The 19,300-nt window shown below is 62.8% G+C and carries 17 protein-coding genes; 10 read left to right on the plus strand and 7 right to left on the minus strand.

The annotated features are described in order from the left end of the window. Window positions 1-32: 32 nt before the first annotated feature. Both MPJ51_RS16770 and MPJ51_RS16775 read right to left on the minus strand, forming a co-directional pair. Window positions 33-647, minus strand: coding sequence for a ribonuclease T2 (locus MPJ51_RS16770; RefSeq protein ID WP_298389094.1), 615 nt, complete (start codon window positions 645-647; stop codon window positions 33-35). 148 nt (window positions 648-795) lie between these two features. Further along, a complete protein-coding gene (locus tag MPJ51_RS16775; protein WP_298389047.1) occupies window positions 796-1,815 on the minus strand; it encodes a hypothetical protein in 1,020 nt (339 codons plus the stop codon). 509 nt (window positions 1,816-2,324) lie between these two features. Here MPJ51_RS16775 and MPJ51_RS16780 point away from each other — a divergent pair. Both MPJ51_RS16780 and MPJ51_RS16785 read left to right on the plus strand, forming a co-directional pair. Further along, entirely contained in the window at window positions 2,325-3,086 is a 762-nt protein-coding gene (locus MPJ51_RS16780; RefSeq protein ID WP_298389049.1) for a cell cycle transcriptional regulator TrcR, read from the plus strand. Window positions 3,087-3,138: 52 nt separating this feature from the next. Beyond that, on the plus strand, window positions 3,139-3,528 hold the full coding sequence (locus tag MPJ51_RS16785; protein ID WP_298389050.1) for a hypothetical protein: 390 nt from the start codon (window positions 3,139-3,141) through the stop codon (window positions 3,526-3,528). Window positions 3,529-3,583: 55 nt separating this feature from the next. On the opposite strand, the gene MPJ51_RS16790 is transcribed toward MPJ51_RS16785, so the two are convergent. Then, the gene (locus MPJ51_RS16790) at window positions 3,584-4,612 is read right to left on the minus strand and encodes a permease (RefSeq protein WP_298389052.1); all 1,029 of its coding nucleotides are present in this window, start codon (window positions 4,610-4,612) and stop codon (window positions 3,584-3,586) included. After that, window positions 4,605-4,913 carry a winged helix-turn-helix domain-containing protein gene (locus MPJ51_RS16795; protein WP_298389054.1) on the minus strand — a complete coding sequence of 103 codons (309 nt, stop codon included), beginning with the start codon at window positions 4,911-4,913 and terminating at the stop codon, window positions 4,605-4,607. Before MPJ51_RS16795 ends, MPJ51_RS16790 begins: the two co-directional genes overlap by 8 nt. Window positions 4,914-5,042: 129 nt before the next feature. Between MPJ51_RS16795 and MPJ51_RS16800 the strand changes: the two genes are divergently transcribed. From MPJ51_RS16800 to MPJ51_RS16825, 6 genes are all read left to right on the plus strand, one after another. Then, complete coding sequence (locus MPJ51_RS16800; RefSeq protein WP_298389056.1) at window positions 5,043-6,503, plus strand: PLP-dependent aminotransferase family protein; 1,461 nt, start codon at window positions 5,043-5,045, stop codon at window positions 6,501-6,503. A 124-nt stretch (window positions 6,504-6,627) separates the two neighbouring features. Beyond that, window positions 6,628-8,406: a sulfoacetaldehyde acetyltransferase gene (xsc, locus tag MPJ51_RS16805; protein WP_298389058.1), complete on the plus strand. Its 1,779-nt coding sequence runs from the start codon at window positions 6,628-6,630 to the stop codon at window positions 8,404-8,406. A gap of 4 nt (window positions 8,407-8,410) precedes the next feature. Beyond that, on the plus strand, window positions 8,411-9,439 hold the full coding sequence (gene pta / locus MPJ51_RS16810) for a phosphate acetyltransferase (RefSeq protein ID WP_298389060.1): 1,029 nt from the start codon (window positions 8,411-8,413) through the stop codon (window positions 9,437-9,439). Between the two features lie 71 nt (window positions 9,440-9,510). Further along, complete coding sequence (locus tag MPJ51_RS16815) at window positions 9,511-12,324, plus strand: molybdopterin oxidoreductase family protein (protein WP_298389062.1); 2,814 nt, start codon at window positions 9,511-9,513, stop codon at window positions 12,322-12,324. A 127-nt stretch (window positions 12,325-12,451) separates the two neighbouring features. After that, window positions 12,452-13,201, plus strand: a complete 750-nt coding sequence (locus MPJ51_RS16820) for a 4Fe-4S dicluster domain-containing protein (protein WP_298389064.1) — start codon at window positions 12,452-12,454, stop codon at window positions 13,199-13,201. Continuing rightward, window positions 13,201-14,073: a DmsC/YnfH family molybdoenzyme membrane anchor subunit gene (locus MPJ51_RS16825; RefSeq protein WP_298389066.1), complete on the plus strand. Its 873-nt coding sequence runs from the start codon at window positions 13,201-13,203 to the stop codon at window positions 14,071-14,073. Before MPJ51_RS16820 ends, MPJ51_RS16825 begins: the two co-directional genes overlap by 1 nt. A 132-nt stretch (window positions 14,074-14,205) precedes the next feature. Here MPJ51_RS16825 and dapA read toward each other — a convergent pair whose 3' ends face one another. Continuing rightward, the gene (dapA, locus tag MPJ51_RS16830) at window positions 14,206-15,078 is read right to left on the minus strand and encodes a 4-hydroxy-tetrahydrodipicolinate synthase (protein WP_298389068.1); all 873 of its coding nucleotides are present in this window, start codon (window positions 15,076-15,078) and stop codon (window positions 14,206-14,208) included. A gap of 134 nt (window positions 15,079-15,212) precedes the next feature. On the opposite strand from dapA, the gene MPJ51_RS16835 reads away from it, so the two are divergent. Further along, window positions 15,213-17,186, plus strand: a complete 1,974-nt coding sequence (locus MPJ51_RS16835) for a lytic transglycosylase domain-containing protein (protein ID WP_298389070.1) — start codon at window positions 15,213-15,215, stop codon at window positions 17,184-17,186. On the opposite strand, the gene MPJ51_RS16840 is transcribed toward MPJ51_RS16835, so the two are convergent. Next, window positions 17,160-18,029, minus strand: coding sequence for a DMT family transporter (locus MPJ51_RS16840; RefSeq protein ID WP_298389072.1), 870 nt, complete (start codon window positions 18,027-18,029; stop codon window positions 17,160-17,162). The two genes, MPJ51_RS16835 and MPJ51_RS16840, sit on opposite strands and share 27 nt — an antisense overlap. Next, window positions 18,026-18,691: a tRNA (5-methylaminomethyl-2-thiouridine)(34)-methyltransferase MnmD gene (mnmD, locus tag MPJ51_RS16845; RefSeq protein WP_298389074.1), complete on the minus strand. Its 666-nt coding sequence runs from the start codon at window positions 18,689-18,691 to the stop codon at window positions 18,026-18,028. The genes MPJ51_RS16840 and mnmD overlap by 4 nt, the downstream gene beginning before the upstream one ends. Window positions 18,692-18,740: 49 nt before the next feature. On the opposite strand from mnmD, the gene MPJ51_RS16850 reads away from it, so the two are divergent. After that, the coding region (locus tag MPJ51_RS16850) for an FAD-binding oxidoreductase (protein ID WP_298389076.1) at window positions 18,741-19,300 on the plus strand (560 nt) is incomplete at its 3' end.

The following is a 19,300-nucleotide window of genomic DNA, read 5'->3' on the forward strand; positions in this document are numbered from 1 at the left end:
GAATACGCGCGGGAGTGTCAGAAGAAAGAGCTTTAGCGCACCGGATCGAACAGCGCGTCCTTCGCCGTGCAGTCTCGGATCACGTCGCGGCCGCAAGGCACCGGATCAAGGTCGCGGGACAGGCACAGGCGGACCTCTTCGATATAGCCTTGTTTGCAGGTGACGGTGATCATGTCCCGCTCCAGCGCCGGATTGGCCTTCAGAAATGCCTCTTCCACGACCGAGGCGGGCAATTTGACCGAAGCGTCCAGTTTGCGAAACACCGGCGGGCGCTGGACCTGTTCGTAAGCCTGACGCGACAGGGCATAATAATCGGGCGCACTCAGCCCCGAGCAGGTGCCGTGTTTTTTCCACTGATGCCAGGCAAGGCCGGAACTGCCCTGAATATCCTCCATTTCGCGGGTCATCCGGCGCGAGGGTGGGGCCTCGGACGTGCGGCAAAAGGCAGGCCAGCCCTGATGGTATTGCGGCCAGAGCCCGTGCAGAATCCAGCCGTGATCATGACGCGCATCGCATTGGTCCGACCCGCGCGCATCACCTTCGCGGGCGCACCAGTTGGGCGACCAGCTGAGCGACAGGACATAGTAGTCGAAATCGCCCGCCTTTTCTCCGTCCGCATGGAGTGGCGCGGCAAGCGCTGCGAACATGGAAACGGCAAGCGTCAGAATTCTTGAAATCATTGCGATGACCCTGCCTTGCCCCGTATCGAAAGCTTCATGCAGCTACGGATACAGGTCGGTTTTGACACCCGCAAGGTCAACCGGGCGCACCGACCATCCGGCACGCCCGAAGAGTTTAGAATTCGTAGGCCAGCAAGGCGCCAAGGGTCTGGCTTTGCACCCCTTCCTCGTCGCCATAGCGATAGGCCAGCGACACCGCCAGATTGTCCGCCAGCGGCCATTCTGCTGCGACGGTGGCCAGCGTATCCGTCGGCGCGCCTTCGATATCGCGAACGGCCAGAACGCCCGACACCACAACCGGCCCGACCGGAACCGCCGCGCCGAGGGTGGCGTAAGTGGCCGAGTTCCGCGTGCCGTCGTACTGGTCGAAATAGGCGACCTCGCCCAGCAGTTCGACCTCGGCCCCGCCCGCGTTCAACAGATGGACCAGGCCCAGCACTGCACCGGATTGGTCAGCCTCATCCCCTTCGCCCGCCGCCTGGCTTTGCAGGCCGAACGTATAGGCCGTGTCGCCAACGGAACCGGCCAGCGACAGGACAAAGGATTCCACATCCTCGGTGTTGGACACGCCGCCGTCTTCCAGCCGCAACTGGCCGCGTTCATTGAACAGGGAATCGCTGAGGATCGTGCGGTCCGCCGTAAAGGCGTAGAATGACAGCTCATGCGCGCCGCCCAGACCGGATAGCGGTATGGTGACGGCACCGCCGACACGCTCGGTGATCTCGTAATCCTCGGCGAAATCGACGCCGAAGACGCCCGGGGCCAGATCCCAGGCCAGACCGAAGGCGGGGTTGAATTTGCCCACAGCGACGGCGGCAGGGCCGAAATCATAGGCAAAGAACAGCTCTTCAGCGTACAGCCCCTGATCCTCGAAAAACCGGTTGCCGGTGGCGTCCTCAATCGGTTCGAACACCAGGGTCGACGCGATCGAGAACCGGTCGGTGAACTGATACCCAAGCGCCCCTTCGATGGTGGCAAAGGTGTCGGTCAGTTCAGCGCCGGGATCATCGGCGTCGAAGGTGAAATCGGTTTCCAGTTCGACGCTGAACTCGGCGGAAAACCGGCTGTCCTGCGCGAAACCGGCGCTGGCCAGAACACAGAACGGCAGGCCAAGCAGGTGACGTGAACGTATCATGGACGGGGTTCCTTTCCTTTCGGGCCCACAAACAAAAGTCATCCCAAAAGACCGGATTCAGGCCGCAGGAACCCCGACATGGCGCAGACGCACCAAGCCGGGCCGCACATCGCATGCGGCAGAACAGAAAATGTCCGAGATCTTTGTGGGATACCTGGCTGAGCGAGAGGGGGACCGCTTGGCGTGGTCAGGCCATATGACCCCGGATCAGCCAGGTGTCAAATTCAAGGAATTGCACGGAAAACGCACGCATCCAATTGAAATAAATGACTTTTTGCCGAAAATTTCACGATCAGGGAACATCTTGCCACGGCCACGTGAACGGGCGTGAAGGCGCGGGCGCCGCCCCCCAACCTCCGTGGTCAGGACGTGCGGGGCAATCGCCTCTTCCCTTCCCGCCGCCGCGCGACTATATAGGCCCTGAGTTCCCCGACAACGGAAACCGCCCCAGGACTACGGGGCCGCCGAATTCCGGCGACGGGACAGATGTATTTATAGGAGACGGGCTGATGGCAAAACCGCTGATGGCCAAGGCAACCGCCGTATGGCTGGTGGACAATACCACGATCAGCTTCAAGCAGATCGCGGATTTCGTGGGCATGCACGAGCTTGAGGTACAGGGCATCGCCGATGGCGACGTGGCCGCTGGCGTCAAGGGGTTCGACCCGATTGCCAACAACCAGCTGACCCAGGAAGAGATCGACACCGCGCAGGGCAACCCGCTGCACAAGCTGAAGCTCAAGTTCAACCCCGCCGCCTCGGGCGAGGAAAAGCGCCGTGGTCCGCGCTACACGCCGCTGTCAAAACGGCAGGACCGCCCGAACTCGATCCTGTGGCTGGTCAAGTTCCACCCCGAACTCAGCGACGGCCAGATCGCCAAGCTGGTGGGCACGACCAAGCCGACCATCCAGTCGATCCGCGAGCGGACCCACTGGAACATCGCCAACATGCAGCCCATCGATCCGGTTGCTCTGGGCCTGTGCAAACAGTCGGAACTGGACGCCGTCGTTCAGAAAGCCGCCGCCAAAAAGGCTGCCGAAGGCGGCGTGATGAGCGATGATGAGCGCCGCAGACTGGTGTCAACCGAACAGTCGCTGGAAATGGATGCCGCGCCCAAGATCCCAACCGCGATCGAGGGTCTGGAGACGTTCTCGCTGTCCGATGACGTCGAAGACAAAGAGGATGACGAGCCCATCGTTGACGCCGACAGCTTCTTCAACCTGCCCAAGGGTGGCGCGGATGAGGATGAAGACGACGATCTGCGCCCCTGATGCGCTGACCGCCCCGGTCTGACAGGTCCGGGGCGCATTCGACGAGACTGCCATGCTGAACATTCTGTCCACCATCTTCGGCCCGCATCGCGCCGTGACCATCTATGCCTTTCTCAGGACATGGGGTCTGGGATTGCTCGGTGGGCTGGCGATGATCGTGCTGGTCGCCGGGCTGTACCTGCTGGGCGACGACGGCAAGCACGAGCATGAGGCGTTCATGACCGTCCCGGTTCTGTCGGCGACGGCGATCAATGGCGATCTGAGGAATGGTGTGATCGCCTCGGTCCGGTTGCCGGATGGGACGGCCACATCGATCACCTCGACCGAGGCACCTGTGTCTCAGACGGTCGGCACCAGCGCCTGTGTCGAGAAACGGATTTATGTCGACAGTGGCGAGGCGCGGTATCGGTTCAAACTGCCGCGCTTTTGCGAAACAGGCTGATCCGGCCCCGACTTGATTGAAACCGCCCGGCGTGCTTGCCGGGCGATTTCGCGTTTCAGATCATCTGGAATATGATCCCGGCCACAATCGCTCCACCAACGCCCAGCCCCAGATAGGTGGCGAAGACACGCGGTTTGACCAGCGACCACACCGCAGCCATCGCGGGGATTGAACTGACGGCACCCGCCACCATGAACGCCATCGCAGCCCCCGCGCTCATCCCCTGTTCCATCAGACCGGCCAGCAGCGGCGGCGCGACGTAAGAGTTCAGATAGGCGGGCATCCCGACCAGCGCGGCCACGACGATGGGCAAAACGCCTTCGCCACCAACGGCGCGCGCAATCAGATCGGCGGGCACGTAATTGACCAGCAGAGCCTCAAGCACATAGGCCAGCGCCAGCCATTTCAGCAGGAACAGACCGTTCTGCACAAACTCGGCCCGGAACCGGGTACGGCGCGCGGGGTCTTGCCAGAACCGCCAGACGGGTTTGTCCTCTTGCTTGGGGCCACAGCCGCAGCATCCGGCAGGTTTGTAGACGCGCAGCGGCTGGGCAAAGGCCCCGCCCTTCATCAGGGCGCGCACGGCAAAGCCGCCGAACAGGCCGAGGGCGACGGCGGCAACCGCCTTGCCGATGGCAAAGGGCCATCCCAGCGCGCCCGCGGTGATCAACAGGGTCGGCGGGTCGATCAGCGGAGAGCTGAGCCAGAAAGCCATCACCGCCGACAAGGGCGCACCAAGGGCCAGCAGACCGGCGATGAACGGGATCACCTCGCAGCTGCAAAACGGCGCCAGCCCGCCGAACAGAGCGGCCAGAAAGATCATCCGCGTCTCACGCCCTTCAAAAGCGCGCGCCACCATGACCTCGGCCCCCGTGGCCTTGAGGTAGGACAGCAGCAGGACGGCGAACAGAATGTATTGGCCGGTATGGGCCAGCGCCTTGGCCGCAAACGAGACGACCTCGCCCCAGTTGCCCGGGTCCAGCACGGCCACCGCTGCAAGGATCGCGACGATTAGGGCCCAGGGGGTTTTCAACACCTCCACAAGGCGCAGCGCGCTTTTTGGGCTTTGTGTCAGATCAGCCATCGTTCGCGGCCTTTCCCACTTCGTCCGCGCAGCATTCGCTGAGGATGAACTGTGCAAGATTTCTTAGCTCGTCAAAACAGGCGCGGTTGATTGTGCTGCGGCCGTGTTTTTCCTGCTCGACCACCCCTCCGGCGGCGAGAAACCGCAAGTGATGGGCCAGAGTCGATGGCGCGATGCCCGTGCGGTTCTGGATTTCCCCGACGGTCAACCCGGCCTCACCGGCGCGGACCAATGTCTTGAGCACTTTCAGCCGGGCCTCGGAGCCCATGGCCGAAAACCCTGCGGCGGCTGTTTCCCACATCTGACCACTCCATTAAACTAGATTTCTGGTTATATAGTTCAATTGCAGGCGCAGGTCAACAGGAATGAAAAATGCGATTCAGGCGTAAGTCCAGATTGCCGATGCCTTAAGTCCAACCTATAAGCATGTATGGGCATTTCCGTAGACACCTTCTTTCTTGACCCCAACGGGCAGGGCACCTTGCAGGCGCGCATCCAGCAGATGATCGCCGAGGGCATCCTGTCGGGCCGGTTTCATGTGGGCGAGAAGCTGCCCTCGTCCCGCAAACTGGCGACCCATCTGGGGGTCAGCCGGATCACGGTGACGCTGGCCTATACCGAGCTGCTGGCCAATGACTATCTGATGGCCAAGGGGCGGTCGGGCTATTTCGTCTCGCAAAACGCCCCGGTGCCGCCCAAATACACCCCCCTGCCCAAGGGCGACGATTCGGTCGATTGGACCGCGGCGCTGGCCCGGCGCTATTCCGGCGGGGATTTCCTGCAAAAGCCCAGCGACTGGCGCGATTACAAATATCCGTTCATCTATGGGCAGGCGGACCGGACGCTATTCGACCACGCCAACTGGCGGCTTTGTGCGGTGCGGGCGCTGGGGCACAGGGATTTCGCCTCGCTGACCGGAGATTACGTCGATCAGGACGATCCGCTGCTGATCGAGTTCATTGCCCGCCACACCCTGCCCCGTCGCGGCATCGCCGCCCGGCCCGAAGAGATTCTGATCACACTGGGCGCGCAGAACGCGCTGTGGCTGGCCTCTCGCGTGTTGCTGAACCGCAACCGCACCGCCGCCATCGAAGACCCTTGTTACTATGCCCTGCGCAATCTGCTGTTGCAGGCCGAATGCAAGCTTGCGCCGCTGCGCGTCGATCATAACGGCCTGCCGCCCGACAGCATCCCCGACGGCACCGATGTGATCTTCACCACCCCCAGCCATCAAAGCCCGACAACAGCCACCATGCCGCTAGAGCGCCGCAACGCCCTGCTGAGGCGCGCGCGCGAGCTGGATGCGATCATTGTCGAGGATGATTATGAATTCGAGATGGCCTTTCTGGGCGCGCCCTCGCCTGCGCTGAAATCGATGGATCGGGACGGGCGGGTTGTCTATGTCGGCAGCTTTTCCAAATCGCTGTTCCCCGGCCTGCGCCTAGGCTACATGGTCGGGTCCGAGGCGTTCATCCGCGAGGCCCGCGCGCTGCGGTCGCTGGTCCTGCGTCACCCGCCGGGCCATATCCAACGCACGGCGGCCTATTTCCTGTCACTGGGCCACTATGATGCGCAGATCAGACGCATGTCCAAGGCCCTGCAAGCGCGGCGCGAGGCGTTGGAGACCGCCATCGCCGAACAGGGCCTGACCGTCGCCGGACGCGGCATCCTTGGGGGTTCGTCCATGTGGATGCGCGCGCCGCAGGCGATCGATACCACGCAACTGGCCGAGGACCTGCAGCAGCGCAGTGTCCATATAGAACCGGGCGAGCAGTTCTTCTCGGGGCCGGAACGTCCCAAGAACTATTACCGGCTGGGATATTCCTCGATTCAGCCGGAACGCATCGCACCGGGAATCGAACAGATTGCCCGGGCGATCCATACGCGCTGAAAGTCTGGACTTATTCCGCCAACGGTTCTGGCCCTAACGTCGCAGACACCCTTGCGCCAAAACCACTGGGAACTGCTGTGGCGCAAGCCCCGGTCACACCCCTATTCAGCCCGGAGAAACCCCGATGAAAATGACCACCGAAGAAGCCTTCGTAAAAACGCTGCAAATGCATGGCATCGAACATGCGTTCGGCATTATCGGATCGGCCATGATGCCGATCTCTGACATCTTTGGAAAAGCGGGCATCACCTTCTGGGACTGCGCGCATGAAGGGTCCGGCGGCATGATGGCTGATGGCTACACCCGCGCCACCGGTAAGATGTCGATGATGATCGCCCAGAACGGCCCCGGCATCACCAACTTTGTCACCGCCGTGAAAACCGCCTACTGGAACCACACCCCGCTGCTGCTGGTGACCCCGCAGGCCGCCAACAAGACCATGGGTCAGGGCGGCTTCCAGGAGATGGAGCAGATGCGCATGTTCGCCGACTGCGTCTGCTATCAGGAAGAAGTACGTGACCCCAGCCGCATGGCCGAGGTTCTGAGCCGCGTGATCATGAACGCCAAACGTGCCTCGGCACCGGCACAGATCAACGTGCCGCGCGACTTCTTCACTCAGGTCATCGACATCGAACTGCCTGCGGTTGTTGAATTCGAACTGCCCCAGGGCGGTGCTGCAGCCGTATCCGAAGCAGCCGCGCTGCTGTCGAGCGCCAAGAACCCCGTCATCCTGAACGGTGCCGGTACGGTTCTGTCCAAAGGCGGCATCGAAGCGTCGAAAGCCCTGGCCGAGCGTCTGGACGCCCCGGTCTGCGTTGGCTACCAGCACAACGACGCCTTCCCGGGCTCGCACCCGCTGTTTGCTGGTCCGCTGGGCTATAACGGCTCGAAAGCCGGTATGGAGCTGATCAAGGAAGCCGACGTGGTTCTGTGCCTCGGCACCCGTCTGAACCCGTTCTCGACCCTGCCGGGCTACGGTCTGGAATACTGGCCCGCAGATGCGAAAATCATCCAGGTCGACATCAACCCCGACCGCATTGGTCTGACCAAGAAGGTCTCGGTCGGCATCGTCGGCGACGCGGCCACCGTTGCGACCAACATCCTGGCACAGCTGTCGGACACCGCAGGTGACGAAGGCCGTGACGCGCGCAAGGCGAAAATCGCCGACACCAAATCGCGCTGGGCACAGGAACTGACCTCGATGGACCACGAGCAGGACGATCCGGGCACCACCTGGAACGAACGCGCCCGTGCCGCCAAGCCCGACTGGCTGTCGCCGCGCAAAGCATGGCGTGCCATCCAGCAGGCCCTGCCGAAAGAGGCGATCATCTCGTCCGACATCGGCAACAACTGCGCCATCGGCAACGCCTATCCTTCGTTCGAAGAAGGCCGCAAGTATCTGGCCCCCGGCCTGTTTGGCCCCTGTGGCTATGGTCTGCCGTCGGTAATCGGCGCCAAGATCGGCTGCCCGGACGTTCCGGTTGTCGGCTTCTCGGGTGACGGTGCCTTCGGCATCGCCGTGACCGAACTGACCGCCATCGGCCGCGAAGAATGGCCCGCCGTCACTCAGGTTGTGTTCCGCAACTACCAGTGGGGCGCGGAAAAGCGTAACTCGACCCTGTGGTTCGACGACAACTTCGTCGGCACCGAGCTGGACACGCAAGTGTCTTACGCCGGTATCGCCAACGCCTGTGGTCTGAAAGGCGTTGTCGCCCGCACCCAGGACGAGCTGACCGACGCGCTGGCTCAGGCCATCGAAGACCAGAAGAACGGCATCACCACCCTGATCGAAGCCCTGATCAACCAGGAACTGGGTGAGCCCTTCCGCCGTGACGCGATGAAGAAGCCGGTCGCAGTGGCAGGCATCGACGCCAACGACATGCGCCCTCAGCAAGGGGCGTAATGGCGTGAAGCCTCTGCGTGCAATACTCGGAGCTGCCTCCAGCTCCGACAAAATCATCGCCCTCTCCGAGGGCGATGATCCGCGTGTGGTAGACGGTGCATTGCGCGCCCGTGCCCAGGGCGTTGCCCGGATCATCCTTGTTGGTGATCGCGACAAGGTGTCTGCGCTGCTGGCCGAACAAGGCGGGGCGGATGTCGATGGAATTGACATTCACGACCCCAGCAATTCCCCCCATGCCGAAGCCTTTGCCGCCTCTCTTTATGAGCTGCGCAAACATAAGGGGATGACCCCTGAAAAGGCGCAACAGCAGGTGCGGAACCGTCTGAACTATGCCGCCATGCTGGTGCGTGAAGGTCTGGCGGATGGCACTGTTGGCGGGGCGGTGGAAACCACATCCGACACCGTGCGTGCAGCCCTGCAGATCATCGGCAAGGCAAAGGACGCCAAGATGGTGTCCAGCTTCTTTCTGATGCTCTACTGTCAGGACCACCACACCGTGCGCGGCGCCCATATCTTTGCCGATTGCGGTCTGGTCGTTGATCCCGACGAACAGGAGCTTGCGGAGATCGCCAAGGCCTCGGCCGCATCCTATCAGGCCCTGACGCATGAGACACCGCGTGTGGCGATGCTGTCCTTCTCGACCGGCGGCAGCGCAAATCATCCCCGGGTCACAAAGGTTGTCGAGGCGACGCAGATCGCGAAATCCGCCAATCCCGACCTGATGATCGACGGAGAGTTGCAGTTCGACGCGGCCTTCGTTCCCGAAGTGGCGGCCAAGAAAGCCAAGGATTCACCGCTGGAAGGCAAGGCGAACGTCTTCGTCTTTCCGAACCTTGATGCCGGCAATATCGGCTACAAGATCGCGCAGCGGATCGGCGGTGCCGAAGCCATCGGACCAATTCTGCAGGGTCTTGCCAAACCGGCAAACGACCTGTCGCGCGGATGTTCCGCCGAAGATGTCCTGCACATGATCGCGGTCACCGCCGTTCAGGCGCAAACCGAGGATGCGGGAACAAAGGCCGCATCTGAATGAGACAAGCAAAATAATATTCCGATTGATCTCGAAATATGAGAACAATCGGGTCGCAAGCTACGGGGACGTAAATGAACCAGCCAGTGATCGACACCTCGCCCAAGGTCTCGGACGAGGTCCGCAAGACGACATGTTATATGTGCGCCTGCCGCTGTGGCATCAACGTCCACATGAAGGACGGCAAGGTTGCCTATATCGAAGGCAACCGGGATCACCCGGTCAACAAGGGCGTTTTGTGCGCCAAGGGATCGGCGGGGATCATGCAGGTCAACGCACCCTCGCGCCTGCGCAAGCCGCTGCGCCGGGTCGGCCCGCGCGGATCAGGTGAATTCCGCGAGATCGAGTGGGATGAGGCGCTCAGCACTGCCGTCGGCTGGCTGAACGAGCTGCACGAAACCGCCCCGCAAAAGCTGGCCTTCTTCACTGGCCGCGACCAAAGCCAAAGCTTCACCAGCTTCTGGGCACAGAATTTCGGCACCCCCAACTACGCGGCCCATGGCGGGTTCTGCTCCGTCAACATGGCAGCCGGTGGCATCTACACCATGGGCGGCGCGTTCTGGGAATTCGGCCAGCCCGACTGGGAACACACCAAGCTGTTCATGCTGTTCGGCGTGGCCGAGGACCATGACAGCAACCCGATCAAGATGGGCCTTGGCAAGATCAAGGCGCGCGGCGCGCGCGTGATCGGCGTGAACCCAATCCGGTCGGGCTATAACGCGGTGGCCGATGACTGGGTCGGCATCACTCCGGGCACCGACGGATTGTTCATCCTGTCGCTGATCCATGTGCTGATGAAGGCGGGCAAGATCGATCTGGACTATCTGGCCCGCTATACCAACGCCCCGGTTCTGATCAACGCCACCGAGGGTGCGGAAAAGGGTCTGTTCCTGCGCGACGCAGACGGCAAACCGCTGGTGATCGATCGCGTCACGGGCGAACCCACCGCCTTTGACAAACCCGGTGTGCGCCCCGACCTGTCGGCGACCTACGAAAAAGACGGTGTCACCCACCGCCCGGTCTTCCACCTGATGGCCGAGAAATACCTGACTGACGAGCACGCCCCCGAGGCCGTGGCCGAACGCTGCGGCATCCCCGCCGACCGTATCCGCGCCATCGCCGCCGAAATCGCCCGCGTCGCCTTTGACGAAGCGATCGAGCTGGATCACGAATGGACCGATTTCCGGGGTGAGACGCATTCGAAAATGGTCGGTCGCCCGGTCAGCTTCCACGCCATGCGCGGCATCTCGGCCCATGCCAACGGCTTCCAGACCTGCCGCGCCCTGCATGTGCTGCAAATCCTGCTGGGCACGGTCGAGGTCCCCGGCGGCTTCCGCTTCAAACCGCCCTACCCCAAACCGGTCGAGGCGCACCCGACCCCGCATGGCGACCGTCGCCCCGGACGCCCGCTGAACGGCCCGCATCTGGGCTTTCCGCGCGGTCCCGAGGACCTGCTGCTGGACGATTGCGGCACGCCGCAGCGGATCGACAAGGCGTTCACCTGGGAAAACCCGATGTCGTCCCACGGGCTGATGCATATGGTGATCTCGAACGCCGCTGCCGGTGATCCCTACAAGATCGACACCCTGTTCATGTATATGGCGAACATGTCGTGGAACTCGTCCATGAACACCAAAGGTGTGATGGAGATGCTGACCGCCAAGGATGATGACGGAAATTATGTCATTCCCAACATCATCTATTCCGATGCCTATTCCTCGGAAATGGTGGCCTATGCCGACCTGATCCTGCCCGACACCACCTATCTGGAACGGCACGACTGTATCTCGCTGCTCGACCGCCCGATCTGCGAGGCCGACGCGGCCGCCGACGCCATCCGCTGGCCGGTGATCGAGCCCGACCGCGATGTACGCGGCTTCCAGTCGGTGCTGATCGAACTGGCCAACCGTATGAACCTGCCGGGCTTCACCCACGAGGGCGGCACGCCGAAGTGGAAGGACTACGCCGACTACATCGTCAACCACGAACGCCGCCCGGGCATCGGCCCGCTGGCCGGGTTCCGGGGCGAGGATGGCGACAAGGAAGGCCGCGGCGAGGTCAACCCCGAGCAGTTGAATCGCTACATCGACAACGGCGGCTTCTATGTGGCGCATATCCCCGAGGGCGCGGATTATTACAAACCCTGGAACACCGCCTATCAGAACTGGGCCGTGGACATGGGTCTCTATGACAGCCCGCAGCCTTACCTGTTCCAGCTTTACTCGGAACCGATGCGGAAGTTCCAGCTGGCCGCCGAAGGTTACGGCGACCGCCAGCCCCCGGATCACCTGCGCCAGCGGATCAAAGACAACCTGGACCCACTGCCGATCTGGTACGAAACCGATCAGCAGGGCAACGAAGGCTTTACCGTCAACGCCCTGACACAGCGCCCGATGGCGATGTATCATAGCTGGGGCACCCAGAACGCGTGGCTGCGGCAATTGCACGGGCGCAACCCGCTTTATGTGCCCACCAAGCTGATGCGCGAACACGGGCTGCAGGATGGTGACTGGGCCAAAGTCAGCTCTCCGCATGGCGAAATCACCGTGCCGGTGATGGAGATGGCAGCGCTGAACGACAACACCGTCTGGACGTGGAACGCCATCGGCAAGCGCAAAGGCGCCTGGGCCCTGCAAGAGGACGCACCCGAAGCCACCAAAGGCTTCCTGCTGAACCACCTGATCCACGAATTGCTGCCCGCCAAAGGCGACGGCATGCGCTGGGCCAACTCCGATCCGGTCACCGGCCAGGCCGCGTGGTTCGACCTCAAGGTCAAAATCGAAAAGGCCGAGGCCCCCACGGACACCCAAAGCCAGCCCGAATTTGACCCAATCCTGTCCCCCGTGGGCACCGGGCCAAAAGATCTGGCATGGAAAGTCGGCAAATGACCGGGTCCGCTCTTCATCTGGCCATAAATATCCCGGGGTCGCCATTGTCGCGCCATTGGTCCGAGAGACAATGGCGACGGGCAGAGCCCCAGTCCACCCTCACCAACAAAGCGGAGGCAAGGCAGTCATGACCCAGCTCCCCCAATCTACCGAGCGCAAAATGGGTCTGGTCATCGACCTGGACACCTGTGTCGGCTGCCATGCCTGCGTGATTTCCTGCAAGGGCTGGAACACCGAAAACTACGGCGCGCCCCTGTCGGATCAAGATGCTTATGGCAGCAACCCCTCGGGCACCTTCCTGAACCGGGTGCATTCCTATGAGGTGCAGCCCGAACAGGGCCACGCCCAACTGATCCATTTCCCCAAATCCTGCCTGCATTGCGAGGACGCGCCCTGCGTCACCGTCTGCCCCACCGGGGCCAGCTACAAGCGGGTCGAGGATGGCATCGTTCTGGTCAATGAAAGCGACTGCATCGGCTGCGGCCTCTGCGCGTGGTCCTGCCCCTATGGCGCACGCGAACTGGATCAGGCCGAAGGCGTGATGAAGAAATGCACGCTCTGCGTTGACCGCATCTATAACGACAACCTGCCCGAGGTGGACCGCATCCCTTCTTGCGTGCGCACCTGCCCGGCCGGAGCGCGCCATTTCGGCGATCTGGGTGATCCCGACAGCGATGTCAGCAAACTGGTCGCCGAGCGGGGCGGCATGGACCTGATGCCCGAAATGGGCACCAAGCCCGTCAACAAATACCTGCCGCCGCGCCCCAAGGATACGGTGGAGGAACAGATCGACATTCTGGCCCCCTTGCTGGCCCCGGTCGCCGAAGAGCCCAAGGGCTTCCTCGGTTGGCTCGACAAGACGTTGGAGAAACTCTGATGCATCCCGCACCTTCAGTCATCATTTTCACCACGCTTTCGGGGCTTGGCTTCGGCTTGCTGTTTTTCCTCGGCCTCGGGCTGCCCGATGTGTCGGGCTGGGTCGCGTTTGTGTTCTTTGCGATCGCCTATGCGTTGGCCGTCGGCGGGCTGATGGCCTCGACCTTCCACCTTGGGCATCCCGAACGCGCGTGGAAAGCGTTCACGCAATGGAAAACCAGCTGGCTCAGCCGTGAAGGCTGGTGTGCTGTCCTCGCCTTGATCGTGATGGGGCTCTATGGCCTTGGGGTCATTTTTCTGGGCCAGCGTTGGGGTCTGCTGGGCTGGCTCGGGTCGCTGTTCTCGCTGGCGACGGTCTTCACCACATCGATGATCTACACCCAGCTGAAAACCATCCCGCGCTGGAACATGAAGCTGACGCCAGCCATGTTCCTGAGCTTCAGCCTTGCGGGTGGCGCCCTGCTGGCCGGGCAGAGCGCCGTTGCGCTGCCTTTGCTGCTGGTCGCGGCGTTGGTGCAGATCCTTTATTGGCGGCAGGGTGATCGGGCCTTTGGCGCGTCCGGAACCGATCTGGGCACCGCAACAGGTCTGGGTCAGCGAGGTGCTGTTCGTGCGTTCGAGCCGCCCCATACCGGCACCAACTATCTGCTGCGCGAATTCGTCCATGTGGTGGGTCGCAAACATGCCGAGAAGCTGCGGGTCATTGCTTTCGGTCTGGCCTTTGTACTGCCGCTGGTCTTGCTGGTGCTGCCGTTCAACCATGTCTTTGCACTGCTGGCTGTGCTGTCGCATCTGGCTGGTGTTGCGACCTCGCGCTGGTTGTTCTTTGCCCAGGCGGAACATGTGGTGGGGCTGTATTACGGGAAACGGTGAGGGGGCTCTGCCCCCGCCGCGGCAAGCCGCGACTCCCCCGGGATATTTTTGGCCAGATGAAGAACGGATCTGGAAAGAAAAAGGGCGGCGCTCGGGGTTCGAGGCCGCCCTTTTCTTTGATTTGATCAGGGTTCAGATCAGGCCGGCATGAGCCATCGCCGCGTCGATGGCGGCTTTGGTGCTGTCTTCCAGACCTGTCAGGGGCGAGCGGACTTCGGTTCCGCAGCGGCCCAATTTGCTGAGCGCGTATTTGGCGCCGACGAGGCCGGGTTCGATGAAGATCGCCTCGTGCAGGGGCATCAGGCGGTCCTGATAGGCCAGTGCCTTGGCATAGTCACCGGACAGCGTTGCCTGCTGGAATTCGGCACAGAGTTTCGGTGCGACATTGGCCGTGACCGAGATGCAGCCGACGCCGCCATGGGCGTTGAAGCCCAGTGCGGTCGCGTCTTCGCCTGACAGTTGGCAGAAGTCGGCACCGCAGCTGGCGCGTTGTTGGCTGACCCGGGCCAGATCGCCGGTGGCATCCTTGACGCCCACGATGCGCGGTAGTTTCGCCAGTTCACCCATGGTGGCGGGTGTCATGTCGATCACCGACCGGCCGGGGATGTTGTAGATCACAATCGGAATATCGGCGCAGTCGTGCAGCGCGCGGAAATGCGCGATCAGACCCTTCTGGGTCGGCTTGTTGTAATAGGGTGTCACCACAAGCGCCGCGTCAGCCCCGATCTTTTCGGCGAATTGCACGAATCGGATCGCCTCGACCGTGTTGTTGGACCCGGCCCCGGCAATCACCGGCACGCGGCCTGCGGCGGCCTTGACCACCTCGGCCACCACCGTCTCGTGCTCTTCGTGGCTGAGCGTTGGGCTTTCCCCGGTGGTGCCCACGGGAACCAGCCCGGTCGAGCCTTCCTGAATCTGCCACTCCACCAGGTGTTTGAGCGTATCCAGGTCCAACTCGCCGTTGCGGAACGGGGTGACGAGGGCTGGCATCGAGCCTTTGAACATGGGGGTGCTCCTTAAGGTGCAGTCTGTAGATTTTACGTCCCGGTCACGTGTGATCTTGGGTTTGTGAGTTGATCCCGGCGGCGCAAGGTTTATCCTGCATGGCTCTATCCTCGGTTGGTTGGGAAATGCAAGGGATGACACGCGTTCTGGCGGTTTTGACGGCGGTGATTCTGGGGCTTGCCCTGCAGGCTGGGGTTGTGCGCGCCGATGCGGTTGGCGATTTGCGCGCCGGGATGGCGGAAATGCGCAAAGGCGACTGGAATGCGGCGCTGCGGGTATCGGGTGCGCGCGGGTCGGTGTCGCGCGACATCATCGTGTGGCACTGGTTGCGCGAGGGTTATGGCAGCACCGGAGATGTGCTGGTGTTTCTGGACCGGCGTCCCGACTGGCCCGGGCTGGCCTGGCTGCGCCGCAAAAGCGAACCCGCCTTTACCGGCGCTGACGCCAACCGGGTTCTGAAATTCTACGGTGGCACGCCGCCGCAAACCGCCGAGGGCGCGCTGAACTATGCCGTGGCGCTGATGGCCAAGGGTCGCCATGGCGAGGCCGAAGCAGATATCGTCACCGCGTGGCGCACGATGCCGATGGGATCGGGTCTGCAAAAGAACTATCTGGAGAATTTCGGCAAACTGCTGAAGCCGCATCACGAGGCGCGGCTGGATCGGATGCTGTGGGATGGTCACCTGGTCAGCGCCGGGCAGATGCTGCCCTTGGTCAGCACGAATTATCGCAAACTGGCGGAGGCGCGGATTGCCCTGCAAAAACGCCAGCCGGGTGTGGATAGCAAGGTGGCTGCGGTGCCGAAGTCGCTGGCTTCGTCCCCGGGGCTGGCTTTTGATCGGTTTGTCTGGCGCGACAAGAAGGAATTGGACGACAGCGCCATCGACCTGATGCTGGAACGATCCACCGGGCCGAAAGCGCTGGGGGAGCCGGACAAATGGGCCGAAGGCCGCCGCCGCCTGGCGCGGCTTGAGATGCGGGGCGGCAAGGCGAGCCGCGCCTATCAGATCGCCGCGAACCACCATATGACGCCGGAAATGGGCTATGGCTACGCCGATCTGGAATGGCTGGCCGGGTTTCTGGCCCTGCGCCGCCTCAACGATCCCGCCACCGCTATTCGGCATTTCCAGAATTTCTCTGACGCGGTGCAATCACCGATTTCCAAGGGGCGCGGCGGCTATTGGTTGGGCCGCGCTTATGCCGCGCAGGGCGATGCGGACAAGGCCTATGCGGCCTATGCCATGGGTGCGGATCACCAGACCTCATTCTACGGGCTGCTGGCGGCAGAACGGATCGGGCGGCCTTTTGACAGCGAACTGGCCAACCCCCGCCGCGCGCCGCATTGGAAACAGGCCAGCTTTGCCGATTCCAGCGTGCTGGAGGCCGGTCAGTTGCTGCTGCGCGCGGGCGAAGACAACCTGTCGGAACGCTTCCTGACCCATCTGGTCGAAAGCCTGAACCAGGTCGAGGCCGAGCAGTTGGGCGACCTCGCGCTGGAACTGAAGGAACCACATCTGGCGGTGATGATCGCCAAACGTGCGGCAACCACAGGTGTGGTGCTGCCTGCCGCCTATTACCCGGTGCATCCGGTTGCCGATCTGGGCCTGCCGATGGCCAAGGAGATGACGCTGGCCATCGCCCGGCGCGAAAGCGAGTTTGATCCGGTGGTCGTCAGCGGCGCAGGCGCGCGCGGGCTGATGCAGGTGATGCCCGCCACGGCCAAGCTGGTCGCGGGCGAGTTGGGGATTCTTGGTGGGCACAAGACCACGCGCCTGACCTCGGAATGGCAGTACAACGCCAAGCTGGGGGCGAATTATCTGGCCGGGTTGGCGGCTGATTTCAACGGCAATGTGGTGATGATGGCTGCCGGCTATAATGCCGGTCCACGGCGTCCGATTTCGTGGATGGAACGGTTTGGCGACCCGCGCCGGGGCGAGGTGGATGTGGTCGACTGGATCGAGACCATCCCGTTCAGCGAGACCCGCAACTATGTCATGCGCGTGGCTGAAAGCCTGCCGGTTTATCGCGCGCGTCTGGGGCAACCCGCGCTGCCGGTCCCGTTTTCGCAAGAGCTGGTGGGCTCAACCCTGGCGTCGTTCGCGCCATAGGGTGAACAGACCCGCCGCCACGACCAGCCCGGCCCCGATCACCACCGCCGGGCGCAACGCCTCGCCAAAGATCGAGATGCCGAGGATAGCGCTCCATAGCAGGTGGAAATAGGCGAAGGGCTGCACCGCGCTGGCTTCGGCCATTTCATAGCATTTGATCAGCAGCCAGTGGCCCGACACGCCCGTCACGCAGAGCAACCCCATCCATGCCCAATCACGGCTGGCCATCGGCTCCCAGAACCACAGGCCAATCAGGGTCATGGCGACAGCGCCCGCAATGCCGGTCCAGAAGAACGAGGTGGCAGAGTTGTCCTGCCGCGCGACATAGCGGGTCAGCAGACCATAAACCGCGAACATCAGGGCCGAGATCAGCGGGATGATGGCCCACGGGTTGAACACACCCATTCCCGGTTGCAGGATGATCAGCACGCCGATGCAACCCACTCCGATAGCGGCCCAGCGGCGCCAGCCGACGGTTTCGCCTAGAACCGGACCGCTGAGGGCCGCGATCATCAGCGGATAACAGATGAACACCGCCTGGCTTTCGATCAGCCCGAGGATGGTGAAGGCATAGACGGCCACGCAGACCTCACCCGCCAGCAGCACGCCGCGCAGGATTTGCAGGCTCAGCTGGTTGGTCTTCGCGGTGGCCTTTATCCCTCCGTTCGCGCGCAGGGCCAGCACGATGACAAAGGCCGCGAAGAACCAGTAGCGGATCATCACGACCATATAGGTGTTGTAGGTCCCGGCCAGATGGCGCGAGATACCGTCTTGCAGGGCAAAGACAACTGTGGCCGCAACCATCAGGGCGATGCCTGCGCGAATGTTGTTCTGCTGTGTCATGCTTTGACCGCCCGTGTCATGTGGCGTTTGCGGCCATAACCGGGGCTGCGGGTGACGGTGAACCCGGCGTCCTCAAGCCCGCGGCGGACAAAACCGGCGGCTGTATAGGTGGCAGCGGTCCCCTCGGGGGCGGTATGCGCGGCCACCTGCTGCATCAGGTCCGCGCCCCACAATTCGGGGTTTTTCGCGGGCGAGAACCCGTCCAGAAACCATGCATCCGCAGCCCCCGCCCACCCCGGCAGGGTCTGGCGCGCATCACCTTCAACCACCTCAAGCCGCAGGGTGCCCAGATCGCAGGTGCCGCCCTGCCATTGTGCCAGAAACCGCGCGCTCCATGGTGCCAGCTCGGGGAACGCCGCCAGTGCGCGGGACATGTCCTTGGGCGTCATGGGGAACGCCTCAAAGCTGGTGAAGGACAGGGGGGTGGTCTGGCCCGACCTCTCCCATTCCGACCAGACGGTCAGCATGTTCAGGCCGGTGCCGAAGCCCAGCTCCGCGATATGGAACCCCGGCGCGAACCGTGCGGGCAGATTGTTGCCTGCCAGAAACACGTGCCGCGTCTCCTCCAACCCGTTCTGCAACGAGTAATAGGGGTCATCGAAACGGTCCGAGACCGGGATCTGGTCCTCGGTCCATGTCAGTTCGGCACGCTGGTCTGCCATCGCGGAATCCTGTAGCTAAGCGGCGCGACACTGAACAAGGAAAAGGGGAATGGCAATGGTCGATGTGACGGTGCGCGGCGCGGGCATCTTTGGCCTGTCCATTGCCTGGACCTGCGCGCGGCGCGGCGCACAGGTGCAGATCGTCGATCCGTTCGGCCCCGGCGCGGGGTCCAGCGGCGGGCTAGTCGGCGCGCTGGCCCCGCATGTGCCCGAAAACTGGAACGCCAAGAAAGCCTTTCAGTTCGACAGCCTGATCATGGCCGAACCGTTCTGGACGCAGGTCGAGGCCACGGGTGGCGTCTCGTCCGGCTATGCCCGTCTGGGCCGGTTGCAGCCCATCGCTGATGATCGCAGCCTTGAGCTGGCGCGGGCGCGACAGGCAACGGCGGCCGAGCTGTGGCAGGGTCGCGCGGACTGGCGCGTCGTGCCAGTGGCTGAGGTGGGCGCATGGTGCCCGCCCAGCCCGACCGGGTTCGTGATCCACGACACGTTGACCGCCCGCATGCATCCGCGCCGGGCCTGCGCGGCGCTGGTCTCGGCCCTCGCGGTGATGGGCGTCGAGGTCGTGCCCGAGGCCCCCGATGCCGGGCAGGTGGTCCATGCGACGGG

This window comes from Ruegeria sp. (genome assembly GCF_028066395.1).
GTDB lineage: Bacteria > Pseudomonadota > Alphaproteobacteria > Rhodobacterales > Rhodobacteraceae > Ruegeria.